We start from the raw sequence: 17,324 nt of genomic DNA, 5'->3' as shown, positions 1-17,324 counted from the left end.
GTGTTCTTCTACAGTGTCAGTCAATCGGTGGTCGGTGACTATGTTCTACGTGCAACGTGATGCCAAAGGTGAGATCTGCGCGGTCAGTGAGAACGCGCAGCCTGGCTTTGATCAGGAACTGCCCCCCGGGGATCCGGAGTTGCGGCGGTTTATGGAGTCGGTAGTCGCTGATGGAGAGCTGGCGCGCACTGATCTAGAGTTTGTGCGCGTTCTTGAGGACGTGCTCGATCTTCTTATGGACAAAAACATCCTGCTGTTCACAGAGCTACCAGAAAAGGCTCAGGCAAAAATCCTTGAGCGACAAGCACTGCGCCGCGGCGATAATCCGCTGGATCTCATCGATGATGATCAGCGGATCTAGTCTTTGGCGACGCCGGGTCCGGTAACCGCTGTGGCACCACATGCGAATGCCGTGACAGATTCTTGCGAATTTTGGACTCCTTCTGCGATGCACTCTGCGCCAAGCGACTGGGCGATGGCAGCGTAAGCTTTCAACACGGTTCTATCGCCTTCGTTGCTATGGATGCCGCGCACAAACAACTGATCGACCTTTAAATAATCTGCGCCAAGGTCTGCCAGAGAACCCATTTTTTTGAGTTGATGGCCCATATGCTTGATGCCAATTGACGCGCCATAGGTTTTTAGTACTTGTTGTATCGCCTTGAAGGCTGTCGCATGAGCGTAGGTCGCAGATTCGGTGAAATCAATACAAAGCCTGCGTGCGTTGTCAGGGTCAGCCGCAAACGCCGCGTCCAGCCAGTCCTTGAAGCTATCATCCGTCAAGGCTCCATTAGACAGATTAATGCAAAGCATACCCTCTACGCGGCGGGCGCTCTTTAGGGCCAGATCTATCACCGCGCGATCAACCTGTTGGTTGAGGTTCAGGCGGTTAACCCAAGGCATGATCTGTCCTGCGGTAAAGCGGGTTTCATCCTGATCCAGGCGCAGCATACCCACTGATTGCAGGCGTTGATTATTCGCGTCGTTTACCGGGAAAAACTGAAGCTCAAAGCGTTGTGACGACAGCGCGTCTCGCAACAGCGAGTTCCAAAAATCGGCGCCTTGTTGCTCCGCTGATTCGCCACCGTACTTATGTACGGTGGATTCTCGTGGTTGTGTCGAGTGAAGGTTCTCGTCCTGAAGTGATCCCTCAAGCTCTGCAAGAAGAGCATCGCCAGCATCAGCCGCGGCATAGTTCGCGCATGCACTGACCACAGTGATCTCTTCGCTTAATTCAAATCTTTCGATGATGGCAGTTATGCTTTCTCGAAGCTCACTCAGAAGTTGTAAAGCGTTGTTGTCCTCGGGGCGCAGGAGCGCAAAGTCGCCACCGCTCAAGCGGCCACAGAGCGTTGTGGGTGATTGTTGCTCTTGCGCCTGGAGAGCTTCGCCCAGGGCGCGAATGAATCGGTCTGTGATATCTCGACCAAAGCGCTCGTTTACCGCGGTGAATCCCGTAAGTCGAATTACAGCGATAGATCCTTCAGCAGTGGAGTCTTCGGCGTTGATATAGGCATCGAGACGCGAAAGGAAGGCACGGCGAGTATAGATGCCCGCAAGTGAGTCGAACTCCTCGCTCACTCTTCGTTCGGTGAGGCGATTGGCCTCCTTGGTCAGCATGGCTTCGATACGCTCGGTAAGCGTGTTCATTGCTCGGGTGACCCGAGCGAACTCCAGAGTTTTAGGTTCTGTGGTTTTGATGAAACGCCGCTCTCCAAGAGCTTCGGCTTGATCGACGACTCGTCCCAATGGCGCAAGAATAGCGCGCAGTAACAGAGATCCAAGTCCGCCTGCCAGGGCTGTGGCAATGATCAGGGCGAGTAAAGAGCGTTTGGCGCTAGACCATAGTTCATCGTAGGCAAAGGCACTATCGCTGCGCAGAGACAGCGTGCCCAGCTGTGTCCAGCCGCTGCTTACGTCCGCGGAGGCCGGTGCAGACTCAATAGGAAAAAGGGTTTTTAGCCAGGCGGGAGCGTTACTCGTGCTGAAGGTCTGTGTGCGGTTAAAGCTGACTTTGCCATCAGCTTGGCGAAACTCTACCCAGGTGTATGAGCCATGATCCAGGAGCGTAGACAGCTGTATCTCCAGTGACACCGGGTCAAGGTTCTGCTGCGACAGCGATAGCGCTACGGCGGCCACGTCATCGTTGTTTTTGATCAGCAGTTGCTCCTCCAGATAGCGACTGCTGCTGACGCCGTTTATGATGAATGTGATGCTAAAGATAACCAGCATCAGCACGGCGATGGCGATCCATAATTGTCGATAGAGGGACATGCTGCTCTCCTACCAGGTTGCCCTGAAGCCTTCGTTAGCAATGCGTTCAAGGACCTGTCTCCAGCGTGAAATCCGCAACTGCGGGTTTGCACTGCTCGGGTCATTCGCACCGCTGATCCAAAGGTCATCGGCATTAAAGCTGAAAATGGGTGTCAGATCCTGACGGTTTACGGCGGGAAGCACCGCGGTGTTTATGTTGTCGAGAATGAGCGGCACCGCGGTTGGATTTTCATACCAGGCAAGCACCATGTGCGCCTGGTTCAAACCGCCGGGCCGAAAGGCCTTTACGTACACAAGTCGCAGACTCTTTGGGTCTACGCCAAGGGCGAGAAGGGTTATGTACTTGGCAATGGTAAAGTCTTCGCAATCAGCTTCGCCGGAACCGAGCGTTTCCAGCGGCGTTGCCCAGTAGTCCTCTACACCATAGATTTCTTCATCAGTGGCCCATCGCAGGCGGCCATTAAAAAAGTCGTTGGTCGCGCTTAGCTGCGTAAGCACAGGTGCGGAGCCTGATCCGGCGATAAACTTCTCCCAGTCAGACACGGAGGCCACCGCATCAGCACCAAAACGCGTCACCGCAGCTTTGCGTAAGGTTTCGAATTCAATGGAGTCTGATAACGCGGCGCCCCTCACAAAGCCCAGGAAGGCAACAAAACAGAGGGTGAGCGAAAGCAGTCGCCAACCTTGTGTGTTTATGGGCATGCGCTTGCCGTAATGAGTATCTGGTCACAGTATAATATCGATTTGCGCTGTGAAACCGCGATTCGTCGCCCTAAAATGCTAGCGTAGATAAAATATATTAGAGGTCTGCGCAGGTACTGTGATGGTGCGGTCCTGATGTGGTACTCAAAAGACCGGAAAGCAGCTTTGAAAATCCGAAGAAAAAAACTGCCGGGGATGCGCTGTGCAGCGTTAATGTGCATCTCCTTGTTTGCTGCATGGGTGCCTGCGGCTTTATCGCAGCAAGTGGCGACCTATGGCGAGGCGATAGTAACGGCGCTAGCCAGTAACCCTGCGGTAACTTCTGCCTACTATGAGTTTGAGGCGACGCGCGCGTCCGAGCGAGCAGAGCGCGGCGATATGCTGCCAAGCGTCGATTTGTCCGGGAATTATTCCAGTCAGGAGCGACAGACTCCCATAGCTGATTTTGGCGACTACGAGTCAGACTCTCTTCGGTTCTCCATTACCCAACTACTTTTTGATGGCTTTCAAAGTCGTGACGAGGCGCGAGCTAAGCGCTACGAAAAACTGGCACGCTACTACGATTTCGAAGCGGCCTCCCAGGAGGTTGCAGTCACTGCGACGCAGGCATATGTGAATACGGTGCTTTATCAGCGCCTGGTGCAATTCGCAGAGCAAAACTACGTTGTGCATCGTCAGGTCTTTAACAAGATTGCGGAGCGCGCGGCGGGTGGCGTGAGCCAACGTGTCGATCTGGAACAGGCGACAGCGCGCCTTGCGCTGGCAGAATCCAACCTGCTTACCGAGGTCACCAATCTTCACGATACCCGTGCAGAGTTTCAGCGCATTGTTGGTTTGCTGCCGGCAAAGACGCTTCCCATGCCGCAGATGCCGGAGTCGGCATTACCGGTGTCTCGCGATCAGGCTTTGAGTCTGGCGTACGAGAATAGTCCCGAGATTAACCGTGCCATCGAGGAGTTGCGATCATCGCGAGAATCATCCAATGCCACGCGAGGCGCTTTTTATCCGCGTCTTGATCTGCGCTATCGCAATGAGCAAGAGAGCAATACCGACGGTATTCTTGGTGACTACGATCTGCAGGCGGTAGAAGTGGTGATGAGCTATAACCTGTATCGGGGCGGCTCTGACAGCGCTCGCCGCCGTGAGGCCGCAAGCCGTTACTACTCAGCGGTAGAGTTGCGTAAGGACGCCTGTTTGTCCGTGCGCCGCGAGACCATGATCGCATTTAATGATGTTGATGTGCTCCGCAGGCAGGTCTCCTACCTAACGCAGCAGTTGGACGCGCAGGACAAGACCCGGCGGGCCTACAACGACCAGTTTGATATTGGTCAGCGTTCGCTGCTGGATCTTCTGGATAGCCAGAACGAATACTTCAACACGCAACGTGCCTTGATCTCTGCGCAGACGCAGCTGTTGGCAGCGCAGGCCAACACACTGGCAAGCATTGGAGCGCTGACGCGTGCCCTGGATGCCAGCGGCTTTAATGCAGAAAAAATTGCTGAGCTCGAGCTTGATCTGCAGCGTAAGGACAAAGAAGAGATTCCTCGATGTCCCGATGGCTTTCCCGGCGCGCTGGATATCGATCAAGAGGCGATCTTTCGCCGCCTGGACAGAGCGGCGGGTTCTTCCACGGAACTTCTTAACGAGGTCAGTGAGGTTAGCGAAGAGCGCAGTGATAGTGCGACTGCACTGCCGGTAACCGTGCAGATTGCTCAGGCGCCAAAACTCGATCAGCCGCGGACGTATACCGTGCAGGCTAACGAAACCCTATGGGCGATCGCGTCACGTTTTCGTCTTGAAGGGGAGTCAGTGCCAGCGACAATCGCGGCAATACAAGACTTGAACCCTGATGCCTTCAATCTGGGTGATCCCAACAGCATCAAAGCAGGCTACACCATCACTTTGCCCGGCTCAGCTGCTGTGCTTGCCTCTGCGGGTCAGTCCAGCGCGAAGTAAGCTCAAGGTCCTGGAGATCTTGAAGAGGCCTGCTGTAGGCGATCTAAAACAATTCCCCAGACCGTCGGATCAATCCCCATAGAAAAATGCGTTGCATCGACTTCGTAGTGGGTCGCGTTAGGGCTGAATCGATCAATGCACGCTGGCCAGGACACAATGGTGTCCCCCCGGGTAAACACAATCGCCAGCGGCGTTTGGATAGGGTTAGCCGCGTTACGCTCTCTGATGAGTCGATTAATGTGTTCACGATCTGCAGCGCTGTAGGATGCAGCGCCTACGGTAAACGACGGCCCGCCAATCACCGGTGTGCCGTACGTCACTATGGTACTGACGTGTTGTGGAATCTCTCGCGCGATTTCTCGGGCGACAACACCGCCGAGACTCCAGCCGATAAGCGCCACGGCGGAGCCTTTCGACTCGGACAGTTCTTTTATGCGGGGTTTGAGGGCATCAACGTAACTCTGCACGTCACCCTGATTCACGCCAAGGCCCCAGGTATGAGCGTCGTAGCCTTTTAGTCGCAGCAACCGACGCAGCGGGTACATCGACGTCTCGGGCGCTTTAAAGCCCGGTAGCAGCAACACTGGCTCGCCGTGGCCTCGCGGTGCACGAATCAACTGCGGCGATGAGAGCCCCAACCGCACTGCCTCACTACCGACTTTCCATTCGCCGCGCAGATTAGGGAAGCCCATGGCCGTGGGGGCTGGGGCGGGAGGAGGGCTGTGGTAGATCTTGTAGTTTTGCAAGATGTAGTTACTTAGGCGACGTATTCAACAGTTAAATCAAATACGCGTTTGCTGGATCGCTGGTTTAGACATTAAACCTAAAATGCACCACATCCCCATCCTGCACCACGTACTCCTTACCCTCCAGGCGCCAGCGACCGGCATCCTTAGCCCCTTGCTCACCCTTGTGGGTGATGAAGTCCTCATAGCCAACCACTTCGGCGCGGATGAAGCCTTTTTGAAAATCCGTGTGAATGACTCCTGCAGCTTCTGGCGCGGTGGCCCCAACCTTTACGGTCCAGGCGCGAACCTCCTGCGGACCTGCCGTAAAGTAAGTCTGCAGATTGAGTAGCTGATAACCCGCACGGATAACGCGATTCAGTCCCGGCTCCTCCATGCCCATATCGGCCAGAAACTCTGCTCGTTCGTCGTCCTCAAGTTCAACAATCTCGGACTCCAGCTTGTTGCATATCACCACCAGCTCGGCGTTTTCTTCCGCCGCAATAGCGCGCACCACGTCGACGTGTGCGTTGCCCTCAAGCCCGTCTTCATCAACGTTGGCGATGTATAGCGTAGGCTTGCTGGTGAGCAAGAATAGCGATTTGACCAATGCTTTCTCGTTGTCATCCAGCGAAAGCGCACGAATGGGTTTTGCCTCGTTAAGGTGTGGCAGTAGTTTGTTCTCCAGCAGCGCTTTCATGGCGATGGATTCTTTGTCACCGCCTTTTGCGGTGCGCACGACTTTGGAGAGCTGCTTTTCGCAGCTATCCAGATCCGACAGCGCCAACTCGGTATTGATGATTTCGATGTCTGCAGCGGGATCGATAGCATTGGCCACATGGATCACGTTCTCGTCTTCAAAGCACCGCACCACGTGAGCAATGGCATCGGTTTCGCGAATATTGGCCAAAAACTGATTACCCAGGCCCTCACCCTTGCTGGCACCGGCTACCAGGCCTGCAATATCTACAAACTCCATGGTCGTGGCAATTTGTTTTTGCGGCTTAACCAGTTCAGAGATCTTCTCTTGCCGGGGGTCGGGCACGGGCACTACGCCCGCATTGGGCTCGATGGTACAAAACGGGAAGTTCTCTGCGTCGATACCCGCGCGGGTCAGTGCGTTAAACAGTGTTGATTTGCCGACGTTGGGTAGACCAACGATGCCACATTTAAATCCCATAACTATTCCTTTATCGGCGGGGTATTCCCAAGGGAAGAGTCCGCTCCATCAAAACTGTGTAGCCGTGTCATGGCTTTGCCTGCGTCGCCGTCCAGCAGAAGGGGTAGTGCGCGAATGGCCTCATCGATGCTTGCAGCGATAGCCTCTCGATCCGTTGGTGACGCCTTGGACAGCACGTAGTTGCTCACTTGCTTGGCGGACCCCGGGTGGCCGATGCCCACTCGCAAGCGGTGGAAGTCTTTGCGATTGCCAAGGGCCGGCACAATATCGCGCAGACCGTTGTGGCCGCCGTGACCACCGTCAAACTTAAAGCGCGCCGAGCCCGGCGGTAAATCCAACTCGTCGTGGGCAATAAGAATCTGCGTCGGCTCAATCTTGTAGAAGTTTGCCAGCGCCGCCACGGATTTGCCGCTTAAGTTCATAAACGTTGCCGGAATCAGCAGGCGTAGTTTGTGGCCGGCAAAAAACACTTCAGCAACTTCGCCGTGATACTTGCTCTCTGTCTTGAAGCTGCCACCGGCAACCCGCGCCAACTCGCGCACAAAGTCCTCGCCCGCGTTATGGCGAGTGCCTTCGTACTGTGAGCCCGGATTTCCAAGGCCGACAATGAGTTGGATGCTGGAGGGCATGAATCTATCTCTCGATGCCTATGTCAATGTTCGGATGCAACAAACAAAAAGGGTACAACGAAAAAGGGCAGCGTAACGCTGCCCTCGATCGAATACTGCAGGCGCTATCCCAGGGGAAAGCGGTAGCAGATCAGTCCTCGCCGCCTTCGCTTTCGCCTTCTTCGGCGCTAGCTTCAGGTGAGGCTTCTTCATCTTCGTCTTCATCGCCGCCGCCACGCTTGGCGCTGACAGAAGTCACAGCCATATCGTGATCTTCACCAAGCTCCAGTGCCGTGGATACAACGCCCTCTGGCAGCTTGAGATCAGAGATGTGGAGAATGTCAGCAGTTGTGACGTTTTCCATATCGACTTCGATGTACTCGGGAATCAGGCCCGGCAGACAGAGAACTTCCAGTTCTGTCAGCATGTGCTCAATGATGCCGCCTTCGATCTTCACGCCGTGACACTTCTCTTCGTTGATAAAGTGCAGTGGCACGCTGACCTTGATGGCAACCTTGGCGTCAACGCGCAGAAAATCCGCGTGCATAACATCGTTGCGCGCAGGATGGCGCTGCAGGTCTTTAAGAATCGCGGGCTGCACATCGCCATCAACACTAACGTCGATAACCTGTGAGAAGAATGCTTCGTTCTCCAGCGCTTTTTCCAGATCCTTGCGGATGATGGTCAGGGGCGCGGGATCTTTGCCGGCGCCGTAAATGATCGCCGGAATGTGGTCTACGCTACGACGCAGGCGGCGGCTCGCACCTTTCCCCAGGTCGCTACGTACTGTGGCTGCAATGGCCAATTTCTCAGACATGATTGTCTCCTGTTACTACCGGATTGCTTAACGGATAAACTGCCGGATTACTTAACGGATTAAAGAGTCGCCTGCGACCAGCTTCCCCGTCCGTTTAAAAAGCGCTGCGTTGCCTACCCTTGGGTACTTAACTGAACAGCGCGCTGATTGATTCCTCGTTAGATACTCGGCGAATCGACTCGGCTAACAGGTCCGCAATAGTAAGCTGGCGGATCTTGCCGATGGATCTGGCCTCGTCTGACAGAGGAATCGTGTCCGTGACCACCAGCTCATCGAGCTGCGAGTTACGAACATTGTCCAAAGCCTTGCCTGACAGTACCGCGTGGGTACAGTAAGCAGCGACCTTTGTCGCGCCACGCTCTTTGAGCGCGTTCGCGGCGTTACACAGTGTGCCAGCGGTGTCGACCATGTCGTCGACCAGCAGGCAGGTGCGACCTTCGACGTTACCGATGATGTTCATAATCTCGGTTTCGTTAGCCTTGGGTCGGCGCTTGTCGATAATCGCCAGCTCAGCTTCGTTTAGCTGCTTGGCTATCGCACGTGCCCGAACCACGCCGCCAATATCTGGCGACACCACCATAATGTTTTCGTAGTTGCTGGCCTGAATGTCGTCATTCAATACCGGCGAACCGTAAATATTGTCTACCGGACATCCGAAGAAGCCCTGAATCTGTTCAGCGTGCAGGTCAACCGTAAGTACCCGGTCAACGCCCACAGTGTTCATGAGGTCTGCCACAACCTTGGCCGAAATAGGTACTCGCGAAGAGCGTACACGACGATCCTGGCGAGCGTAGCCAAAGTAGGGCACCACCGCGGTGATGCGCCCGGCTGATGCACGCCGCAACGCGTCAATCATCACCAACAATTCCATAAGGTTGTCGTTGGTGGGTGCGCAGGTCGGTTGCAGGACAAAGACGTCTTTGCCGCGCACGTTTTCGTTGAGCTCTACTGCGACCTCGCCATCACTAAAGCGACCAACGTCAGCTTTACCCAATGACAGATACAAGCGACTCGCGACTTTGCGAGCCAGTTCCGGGTTGGCGTTCCCGGTGAACACCATCAACTTTGCGGACACGTTATCCCTTCCTGCGGTCATTCAATATGAAATGATCATCAATGTGTCGAAGGTTCCGGCGCTGTGACGACCCTTGGGAGCGGGGTTGTTGACAGCGCCACGTTTTCCATCACAGAAAAATGGCTGGGGTGGGAGGATTCGAACCTCCGAATGCCAGGATCAAAACCTGGTGCCTTGCCGCTTGGCGACACCCCAATAATCGGGTGTGTGACTTATCTACAACTACACACAAAAATCGTTTTTAGCCAGAGTGCAACATATCTAGCTGCTCCCAGACCGGGGACCGGTTTACCCCCTGAGCGACAAAACTGTGCCATTCGCTCGGTACTTGCCGCTGCGCTACCCGTGCCTGAGCTTCGTTATCGAAGATCGTAAACACACTGGCTCCGCTGCCGGTCATTCTTGACTCCCCAAAAATCCCCAAAAAATTCAACGCCTTATCAACCGGATCGGCGAGGCGTCGCACGAGGTTTTCGAAGTCATTACGGGTAGGTCCCGTAAAAAAGGCGGCCATTGTGATGGCGGGGGTGTCGCGTGTCAATTGGGGGTGTGAAAAAATCTCTTTTGTTGAGACATGACAGCCCGGGTGGATGACTAAAAACCAGCGAGGTGGCAGCTCAATAGGGCTGAGTTTTTCGCCGATACCTTCGGCCCAGGCACTGTGTCCGCGAACGAAAACCGGTACATCGGCGCCAAGCTGCAGGCCCAGTTCGGCGAGGTCGTCAATACTCACATCAAGATTCCACAGCTGCCGCAGTCCCAACAACGTCGTTGCGGCATCCGAACTTCCACCTCCCAGGCCGCCCCCGGTCGGTAGCCGTTTAAGCAGTTTTATGTCGGCACCGAGTTTGTGAGCTTGCGGTCCTCCGGCGGTTTGCCTGAGCAGCCGAGCGGCGCGAACCACCAGATTGTCCTCGGCATCGACGTCGCCAAGAGCGGTTGGGCCCTCGCAGCTCAGGATGATCTTGTCGTCATTGCGGAGACAGAACTCCAGCTCATCGCCATAATTGAGCAGCTGAAACACCGTTTGCAGCTTGTGGTAGCCGTCGTCGCGCTGTCCCGTAATGTGCAGGAACAAGTTGAGTTTAGCGGGCGCTGACAGGGCGATCGATGACATTGGCGCGGAGTATCGCATGATCCGAAGCGGGGACGGCTACTTGGCTGCGAGTTGTGTTTGTTGATGCTTGAAATGGCTACATTTGATGTTAAAAATGATGCTATGGCTTGCTAAGGTGAATTATTAGTAATGAGAACGACCGTGAATATTGACGATGACATGCTGGAAGAGGCAAAGCGCTTAACCGGTATCACTGAGAATGCTGCGGTGATTCGCTTTGCGGTGCAGAAGTTGATTGAGCGCGAGGCCGCGAGCCGTTTGGCGCGACTGGGGGGCACCATGCCGGACTTGACCCCTCCCGGACGCCGAGCATCACTGACCCGAGAGGAATTCGACGCCTCGTGATACTGGTGGATACCTCTGTCTGGATTGATCATTTACGCCACCGTGTCGGTCCCTTACGAGAGTTACTTGAGGACGGCCAAGTACTGGCGCATGACTATGTGATTGCGGAGCTTGCTTGCGGATATCTGCCGAAGCGGAATGGATTTTTGAAAGACCTCAAGCGATTACCGAGGGCGACTGTGGCCACCAATGATGAACTGCTGACATTTATCGAGGCGCATTCACTCATGGGGACCGGGCTGAGCTTTGTCGACATGCACTTACTGGCCTCAACTCAGCTCCATGATGGCGCCAGGCTTTGGTCCTACGATAAGCGTCTTCATCTTACTCAGGTTGCCGGGCGTCATTGAGGCGCTCCTGCGACACCGTTGCCCCGTTTTTAGGTGTGCGCGGGACTAAAACTCCCAGGCCCGCAGAATAAGTTTCAGACTCAGTTCGATCTTGGGGACGGTCAGCAGCAGACGTGCTGGCATCGCCAGGCCACGAACGTCTTTGTAGTCGCTGTATTCAACTACCCAGCCGTTTTGCTCAATGCGACTTGCCAGGGCATTGTCGGTTACAAGCAGTGTGACTGGCTGCGCGGGGTCAGGCACGCCTCGAAGCCAATGCTGTATAGAACCAACAGGAACCGGTAGCAAGGTGCCTCCGTGCAGCCAGGGCGCAGCATCCGCGGGATAGAGCCGCTCTATGCCGTCGCGTTTTACCCGCAGCAGTGCACCCTCATTGTGAACCTCTGTGCTGCCTACGCCCAAGGGGCCTGACAGCCTCAGCTCGCTTTGCTCATCAGCTTGCTGCCAATCCAGGCTGGCGCTGCCAGCATCATCGGGGAGTCGATAAGCGACCTTGCCCCGCACTCGCCAGTCCTCAAGAGACGCTAAGCTGTTAAGTCGTTTCGCCCAGCGCTCTTCTTCGCTCGCTTGCTGTGCCTGTGGCGGAAGTGGAGCTGGGCGTTGTGGGACGGGCGGAGCGCTAGAGCAGGCGCTAATCAGTGCCACAAGTGCTACGAGAATGACATGGTGGCAAAGGGTCCGGGGTGTTTTGTTGCGCCGCTGCTGACGCACAAAGGGCCGCGAAGGCATCAGGGCTCCGCGTCAGCTTGCAGGCTTATACCTAAACGCGTCAGGGTGTCATTGAGTACAGCGTGCTGTGGATCCTTTTGTAAAGCGCCGCGCCAGATAGTCATGGCGCCGCTGGTATTGCCGCTTGCCCACAAGACTTCGCCAAGATGTGCGGCGACCTCCGGGTCCGGAAAACTTGCATAGGCGCGAGTCAGATAGTGTGCCGCGTTTTCCAGATCTCCCTGGCGATAAAGAACCCAGCCCATGCTGTCCAGGATGGCGGGTTCATTGGGCGAAAGCGCCAGAGCCTTTTCGATGAGTACTCGGGCCTCGTCATAACGTTCTGTGCGGTTCGCCAGGGTGTAGCCAAGAGCGTTCAGTGCGGTGGAGTTGTCGGGGTCACGTTCTATGATCGCTCGCAGGTCAGTTTCTGCACCTGAGATGTTCCCCGCGCGCTCATGCGCCACCGAGCGAGCGTAGCGAAGGTTGTCTGATTCTGGAAACTCCGCGATCGCGCGATCCAGAAGCTCAAGCCCTCGAGCGTCGCGATCAGTTTCGCTGTAGATGTTCGCTTCCAATGCATACAGTTGCTCTTTGCGATGCGGATAGCTCTCGCGCAGACGATTCATGTAGTCGGCCAGTTCCTGTTCCCGGCCCTCAGCAATTTGTATCTGCGCAATGCTGATGGTGGCCTTCATCAAATCCGTGCCGTCGCCAACCTGCTGGAATAGCTGAATGGCCTCATCAAACTCGCCGTCGTTGCGGGCGATTTGTCCGAGGAACAAATAAGCTTCGTCGTTGCGTTTGCCTAAGGCGAGGACTTGATTGAGATAGGTTTTCGCGGCTTCGCTGTCTTCCAGTTCGTTATTGATCAGCGCCAGAGAGAACAGCAGATCGGCGTTATGCGGCGCTTCGGCAGACAGGATCTCGAACTGTTTCCTGGCGGCGGGCATGTCCTGGCTGGCAAGGAGTCTGGCGTACTGCAGTCTCAGATCTGTTCGCGAGGGGTCTTTCTTTAGCGCTTCTTCCATGCGTGCCAGGGGTTCATCGGTGCCCGCGGCAAGGTTGAGTTTGGCTTCCAGGACCAGCGCCTGTTGTTGGTAGGGCTCCAATGCAAACACCGGAACCAGGCGCGACCGCACGGCAGCGGCATCGCCTCGCTCTTCCGCCATTAATGCGTATGTCAGGCGTAGCGATACGTCGCCACCCAGATCATCATCGATCAAAGCCTGAGCATCCGCTTCCAGACCCAGCTGGTCGGCGGGTCTGAGTGCTTTAAAGCGATTCAGCAATACCGGAAACTTCGCCTTTTCTCCTGCTCTTGCGACCACGGCCAAGTGGGGAAGGGCTTCGCGATTGCGTCCCTGACGCGCCAGTAATGTGGCGAGCGTAGCGTTGGCCTCCAGATTATCGGGCTCAAGTTCCACCCATAGGCGTACCGCACGAAACGCCTCGCGCTCCCGCTGCAGAAACTGCGCCAGGTGCGTTGCGTGGGCGCTGACCGCGGGGTCCCGCAGTATCTCGGCTTGTTCAAGATAGGTGTTAAGGGCGGTATCAAAATCCCGGCGCCGCAGAGCGAACTCTGCAAGCAACAATGGGTACACCGACGCGTCGGGAATAGGACGCTCAATGACCGGTGCTTCTGTAGGCTCGTCAGTGGCAGCGATTTCTGCGGGGTCAGGGCCTGTGTCATCTGCGGTTTCGACTACTTGCCCACTGCTCGCACAACCGGCCAAAAGCCCCAACGCTAGCGCGGCAGCGCTTATACGGGTTGTTGCGCCAACTGCGTTTCGCGGCATTCGTAAAGCCGCACAACAGCTAAGAGCAAAACGGATTAGAGCGTTTGGGGGCATAGATTTTACCGAAATTGTGAAAGCGAATGATGACACAGTGAGACAACGAAACCCACGTTGCGTTCGACTTGCAGGTAGGCAAGTTGGTCGGTCCCTGAGCGTTTTGCGGGCTCGCGCATCCAGCGTCCCGAAAATATCCGTACATTAACCCTGCGATTTTCTGCTGAGACTGCTAGAATCTCGCCAGATAGACACTGACAAGTAAACTGGACACTCCCAACTGTGAACCTGATCGCCCTAGGCATTAACCACAACTCTGCACATCTTGATGTGCGCGAGCGCGTGGCTTTTGCGCCAGAGCAGGTATCAGAGGCTATGAACGATGTCTGTCGTGCGGCGGATATCGACGAGGTTGTGGTGCTTTCCACTTGTAATCGCACCGAAATCTACGCCGTTGCGCCGCCCAGCAAGCCTTTGCAGGAAAAGGCGCGGGAGTTGATCGATTGGATGGCCGGATACCACCATTTGTCAGCGGACGATTTACGCGAAGCTGCCTACCACCACGAAGGTGAAGCTGCCTTGCGTCATATGGTGCATGTGGCGGCAGGACTGGACTCTATGGTGCTGGGCGAGCCGCAAATTTTTGGGCAGCTCAAATCGGCCTATGCGGTGGCCAATGATGCGGGCACGGTAGGCAGTGAGCTCGGTCGTTTGTTTCCACGCGTCTTTACCATTGCCAAAAAAGTGCGTACCGATACAGCAATTGGCGAGAATCCGGTGTCGGTCGCCTATGCAGCGGTTGATGTGGCGCGGCGGATCTTTACTGACCTAAACGACTGTAACGCGCTGCTCGTTGGTGCCGGCGAGACTATCGAACTGGTTACACGGCACCTTATTGAAGCAGGCGTCAGCAACATTGTGATTGCTAATCGTACACTGGGTCGCGCCCGGGAGCTGGCCCAGCAGTTTGGTGCTGATGCGGTATTGCTCGCCGAAATTCCGGATCATTTGCCTAAATCAGACATTGTGATTACCTCTACCGCCAGCCAGTTGCCGATCATTGGCAAAGGCACCGTGGAGTCCGCACTCAAAGCGCGACGCCATCGCCCGATGCTGATGGTGGATATTGCGGTGCCGCGAGATATCGAGCCGCAGGTAAGTGATCTTCGCGACGTATATCTTTACAGCGTGGATGACCTGAGGCAGATCGTTGACGGCAATCTGCGCGCCCGGCAGCAAGAAGTCAGCAAGGCCGATGAGATCATTGCTCAGGGTATCGCCAGCGTTGGTCAAGAGCGGCGTTCTCTGGGAGCCGTGGATCTGGTCAAGCAATACCGACAGACTGCCGAGGCCCTGCGCCAGCGCGAGCTGGAGCGCGCATTGGCCTCAATCACCCGGGGTGACGATCCCCAGCAGGTGGTCGCGCAACTTGCCCGGGCAATTACCAACAAACTGATTCATGCGCCCACCACCGGGCTCAAGAAGGCCAGTGCCGAGGGTCGTCACGACGTGTTGGGGCATGCAGCGCGACTGTTGGGCCTTGATGTCGATGACGGGCAGCAGGCGTCCCGGGCTGCTAACGGGCATTCGGATTCGACCGGACAGAAAGCGGCAACACCATCAATCGCGTCCTCGGATACGCCTGCAATAAGTACTGCTGTGTCTCCTGAGAGTGCCAGCGAGAGCGAGAGTCCCCGGACGCCCGGCCCCACACTGCAGTGAAGCCCTCCCTGCTGCACAAGTTAGAGACGCTGTCTGAGCGTCACGAAGAGGTTTCTGCACTGCTGGGCGACCCTGGCGTGATCTCCGATCAGGACCAGTTTCGCAGCCTTTCCCGGGAGTACTCTGAACTCGAAACCGTCGTTAAGTGTTTTGGCGAATATCGTGAGTTGTTGGGCGATATCGAAGCCGCAGAGTCAATGCTGTCTGATGATGACGCGGACATGCGCGAGATGGCCAAAGCTGAGATTAGCGAGAGCGAGGCTCGACGAGAGGCTTTGGAAGCAGAGCTTCAGGTACTTTTATTGCCCCGGGATCCCCGCGACAGTCATAACGTGTTCCTGGAGATTCGCGCGGGTACCGGCGGTGATGAGGCGGCGATTTTCTCGGGGGACTTGCAGCGGATGTACAGCCGCTTTGCCGAACGGCAAGGCTGGCGTATTGAGATTCTATCTGAGCGCCCCGGTGAGCATGGCGGCTATAAAGAAGTGATCAGCCGCATCGAGGGCAAAGACGTCTACTCGTATCTAAAATTCGAGTCAGGCGCGCACCGCGTTCAGCGTGTGCCCGAGACGGAGTCGCAGGGGCGTATCCATACTTCAGCCTGCACCGTGGCGATTCTTGCGGAGCCTGAAGAACTCGAAGCTATCGAGATCAATAAAGGTGATTTGCGCGTGGACACCTATCGCGCGTCGGGCGCCGGCGGTCAGCACGTCAACAAGACTGATTCGGCGGTGCGTTTGACTCATTTGCCCACGGGCATTGTGGTGGAGTGTCAGGATGAGCGCTCGCAGCACAAGAACCGCGCCCGGGCGATGTCTTTGCTGCAGGCCAAACTCAATAACAGTGCCGAAGCGGCGCAGGCCAGCGAGCAGGCCGAGCAGCGGCGTAACCTGGTGGGCACCGGAGATCGATCGGATCGTATCCGCACTTACAATTTCCCCCAGGGTCGGGTCACTGATCATCGAATCAACCTAACCCTTTATAAACTCGACGAAGTGATGGCCGGTGATATGGTCCCCATTGTCGGGCCGCTTCGTCAGGAGCATCAGGCCGATCAACTGGCGGCAATGTCCGGACAGTAATGAGCAGCGTCCGAGACTTGCTTGCCGAAGGATCTATGCTGGCAGGGGATGAGGCGCGACGAGAAGCCGAAGTATTACTTTGCGCTGCTCTGGATAAACCCCGCAGTTATCTTATGGCCTGGCCCGAAGCTGAAGTCGCCGGGTCCCTTGCCCAGCGTTATCGCCATTGGTTACTTCAGCGCTCGAAGGGGGTCCCCATTGCCTATTTACTCGGTACCCGGGACTTTTGGTCCTTCTCTTTGCAAGTTAATGAAGCGACGCTGATTCCCCGGTGCGACACCGAGTTGTTGGTTGAGCAGGCTCTGGCTCTACCGTTATCTGATACCGCGACCGTTCTTGATTTGGGCGCCGGTTCCGGTGCCATTACCCTGGCGCTGGCCATGGAACGACCGCGCTGGTGCATGCTGGGCGTCGAGCGAAGCGAAAAGGCCTTGGAAGTTGCAGTCGCCAACGCCAGGCAGCTGGGATTGGAGCGAGTAGAGTGGCGCTTGAGTGATTGGTTTTCGGATCTCGCTGGACGTCGCTTTGAGCTCATTGTCAGTAATCCGCCTTATATCGCAGAGCAGGATGTCCATCTTGATACGGGTGATCTGCGTTTTGAGCCACGCTCGGCGCTGGTCTCAGGTAGCGATGGTCTGGATGACATCCGAAGCATCATTGCGCAGTCTCCGGAGCATTTGGAGGCACCGGGATATTTGTTACTGGAGCATGGCTTTGAGCAAAGTGGTGCCGTACGGGCGCTAATGACTGCTATCGGCTTTTCAAATGTGGCAAGCTACAAGGATCTTGCGGGGCATGAGCGGGTAACGGGCGGTTTATGGTCGGGGATGGCGAGATAAAAACGGCAACCATGCCCAGATAGAACCACGG

Annotated in this window: 17 protein-coding genes and 1 tRNA gene; 7 read left to right on the top strand and 11 right to left on the bottom strand. The window is 55.9% G+C overall.

All coding sequences use genetic code 11. The features are described 5' to 3' along the window. The first annotated feature begins 13 nt into the window (after positions 1-13). Complete coding sequence (locus R0135_RS07625) at positions 14-361, top strand: hypothetical protein (RefSeq protein ID WP_407349656.1); 348 nt, start codon at positions 14-16, stop codon at positions 359-361. Here the strand turns inward: R0135_RS07625 and R0135_RS07620 are convergent. Together R0135_RS07620 and R0135_RS07615 are read right to left on the bottom strand one after the other, a co-directional pair. After that, positions 358-2,274, bottom strand: a complete 1,917-nt coding sequence (locus R0135_RS07620; RefSeq protein ID WP_407349655.1) for an EAL domain-containing protein — start codon at positions 2,272-2,274, stop codon at positions 358-360. The genes R0135_RS07625 and R0135_RS07620 overlap by 4 nt on opposite strands. A gap of 9 nt (positions 2,275-2,283) precedes the next feature. After that, entirely contained in the window at positions 2,284-2,976 is a 693-nt protein-coding gene (locus R0135_RS07615; RefSeq protein WP_407349654.1) for a transglutaminase-like cysteine peptidase, read from the bottom strand. Between the two features lie 165 nt (positions 2,977-3,141). Here R0135_RS07615 and R0135_RS07610 point away from each other — a divergent pair, with 165 nt between their 5' ends. Beyond that, positions 3,142-4,932: a TolC family outer membrane protein gene (locus R0135_RS07610; protein WP_407349653.1), complete on the top strand. Its 1,791-nt coding sequence runs from the start codon at positions 3,142-3,144 to the stop codon at positions 4,930-4,932. 2 nt (positions 4,933-4,934) lie between these two features. On the opposite strand, the gene R0135_RS07605 is transcribed toward R0135_RS07610, so the two are convergent. The 7 genes from R0135_RS07605 to ispE form a co-directional block, all read right to left on the bottom strand. Next, positions 4,935-5,678: an esterase/lipase family protein gene (locus R0135_RS07605; RefSeq protein WP_407349652.1), complete on the bottom strand. Its 744-nt coding sequence runs from the start codon at positions 5,676-5,678 to the stop codon at positions 4,935-4,937. 64 nt (positions 5,679-5,742) lie between these two features. Further along, positions 5,743-6,837 (bottom strand): redox-regulated ATPase YchF, encoded by a 1,095-nt coding sequence (gene ychF, locus R0135_RS07600; RefSeq protein WP_407349651.1) that lies wholly within the window; start codon positions 6,835-6,837, stop codon positions 5,743-5,745. 2 nt (positions 6,838-6,839) lie between these two features. Next, positions 6,840-7,466, bottom strand: a complete 627-nt coding sequence (gene pth / locus R0135_RS07595) for an aminoacyl-tRNA hydrolase (protein ID WP_407349650.1) — start codon at positions 7,464-7,466, stop codon at positions 6,840-6,842. Between the two features lie 130 nt (positions 7,467-7,596). Further along, complete coding sequence (locus R0135_RS07590; RefSeq protein WP_407349649.1) at positions 7,597-8,262, bottom strand: 50S ribosomal protein L25/general stress protein Ctc; 666 nt, start codon at positions 8,260-8,262, stop codon at positions 7,597-7,599. Positions 8,263-8,389: 127 nt separating this feature from the next. After that, on the bottom strand, positions 8,390-9,322 hold the full coding sequence (locus R0135_RS07585) for a ribose-phosphate pyrophosphokinase (RefSeq protein ID WP_407349888.1): 933 nt from the start codon (positions 9,320-9,322) through the stop codon (positions 8,390-8,392). A 135-nt stretch (positions 9,323-9,457) separates the two neighbouring features. Further along, positions 9,458-9,532 (bottom strand) — tRNA-Gln (locus tag R0135_RS07580). Between the two features lie 46 nt (positions 9,533-9,578). After that, positions 9,579-10,454, bottom strand: a complete 876-nt coding sequence (ispE, locus tag R0135_RS07575) for a 4-(cytidine 5'-diphospho)-2-C-methyl-D-erythritol kinase (protein ID WP_407349648.1) — start codon at positions 10,452-10,454, stop codon at positions 9,579-9,581. 129 nt (positions 10,455-10,583) lie between these two features. On the opposite strand from ispE, the gene R0135_RS07570 reads away from it, so the two are divergent. Next, entirely contained in the window at positions 10,584-10,799 is a 216-nt protein-coding gene (locus R0135_RS07570; RefSeq protein ID WP_407349647.1) for a type II toxin-antitoxin system VapB family antitoxin, read from the top strand. 5 nt (positions 10,800-10,804) lie between these two features. Beyond that, a complete protein-coding gene (locus R0135_RS07565) occupies positions 10,805-11,149 on the top strand; it encodes a type II toxin-antitoxin system VapC family toxin (protein ID WP_407349646.1) in 345 nt (114 codons plus the stop codon). Positions 11,150-11,194: 45 nt separating this feature from the next. On the opposite strand, the gene lolB is transcribed toward R0135_RS07565, so the two are convergent. Together lolB and R0135_RS07555 are read right to left on the bottom strand one after the other, a co-directional pair. Next, a complete protein-coding gene (lolB, locus tag R0135_RS07560) occupies positions 11,195-11,878 on the bottom strand; it encodes a lipoprotein insertase outer membrane protein LolB (RefSeq protein ID WP_407349645.1) in 684 nt (227 codons plus the stop codon). Then, positions 11,878-13,656, bottom strand: coding sequence for a tetratricopeptide repeat protein (locus R0135_RS07555; RefSeq protein WP_407349644.1), 1,779 nt, complete (start codon positions 13,654-13,656; stop codon positions 11,878-11,880). Before R0135_RS07555 ends, lolB begins: the two co-directional genes overlap by 1 nt. A 276-nt stretch (positions 13,657-13,932) precedes the next feature. Here R0135_RS07555 and hemA point away from each other — a divergent pair, with 276 nt between their 5' ends. The 3 genes from hemA to prmC are packed head-to-tail and all read left to right on the top strand — an operon-like array spanning position 13,933 to position 17,293. Then, entirely contained in the window at positions 13,933-15,372 is a 1,440-nt protein-coding gene (gene hemA / locus R0135_RS07550; protein WP_407349643.1) for a glutamyl-tRNA reductase, read from the top strand. Then, positions 15,369-16,454: a peptide chain release factor 1 gene (gene prfA / locus R0135_RS07545; RefSeq protein ID WP_407349642.1), complete on the top strand. Its 1,086-nt coding sequence runs from the start codon at positions 15,369-15,371 to the stop codon at positions 16,452-16,454. The genes hemA and prfA overlap by 4 nt, the downstream gene beginning before the upstream one ends. Then, complete coding sequence (prmC, locus tag R0135_RS07540; protein ID WP_407349641.1) at positions 16,454-17,293, top strand: peptide chain release factor N(5)-glutamine methyltransferase; 840 nt, start codon at positions 16,454-16,456, stop codon at positions 17,291-17,293. Before prfA ends, prmC begins: the two co-directional genes overlap by 1 nt. The last annotated feature ends 31 nt before the right edge of the window (positions 17,294-17,324 follow it).

The sequence above is a fragment of the Congregibacter variabilis genome, assembly GCF_045689235.1.
Taxonomy (GTDB): domain Bacteria; phylum Pseudomonadota; class Gammaproteobacteria; order Pseudomonadales; family Halieaceae; genus Congregibacter; species Congregibacter variabilis.
The sequence above is the reverse complement of the archived record's forward strand: the minus strand, read 5'-3'. Positions and strand labels throughout refer to the sequence as shown.

Coding starts and splice junctions, on each gene's coding strand:
- R0135_RS07620 (WP_407349655.1), bottom strand. CDS start 2,274: ATGTCCCTCTATCGACAATTATGGATCGCCATCGCCGTGCTGATGCTG.
- R0135_RS07615 (WP_407349654.1), bottom strand. CDS start 2,976: ATGCCCATAAACACACAAGGTTGGCGACTGCTTTCGCTCACCCTCTGT.
- ychF (WP_407349651.1), bottom strand. CDS start 6,837: ATGGGATTTAAATGTGGCATCGTTGGTCTACCCAACGTCGGCAAATCA.
- pth (WP_407349650.1), bottom strand. CDS start 7,466: ATGCCCTCCAGCATCCAACTCATTGTCGGCCTTGGAAATCCGGGCTCA.
- R0135_RS07590 (WP_407349649.1), bottom strand. CDS start 8,262: ATGTCTGAGAAATTGGCCATTGCAGCCACAGTACGTAGCGACCTGGGG.
- R0135_RS07585 (WP_407349888.1), bottom strand. CDS start 9,322: ATGGTGTTCACCGGGAACGCCAACCCGGAACTGGCTCGCAAAGTCGCG.
- ispE (WP_407349648.1), bottom strand. CDS start 10,454: ATGTCATCGATCGCCCTGTCAGCGCCCGCTAAACTCAACTTGTTCCTG.
- R0135_RS07570 (WP_407349647.1), top strand. CDS start 10,584: ATGAGAACGACCGTGAATATTGACGATGACATGCTGGAAGAGGCAAAG.
- lolB (WP_407349645.1), bottom strand. CDS start 11,878: ATGCCTTCGCGGCCCTTTGTGCGTCAGCAGCGGCGCAACAAAACACCC.
- R0135_RS07555 (WP_407349644.1), bottom strand. CDS start 13,656: ATGCCGCGAAACGCAGTTGGCGCAACAACCCGTATAAGCGCTGCCGCG.
- prmC (WP_407349641.1), top strand. CDS start 16,454: ATGAGCAGCGTCCGAGACTTGCTTGCCGAAGGATCTATGCTGGCAGGG.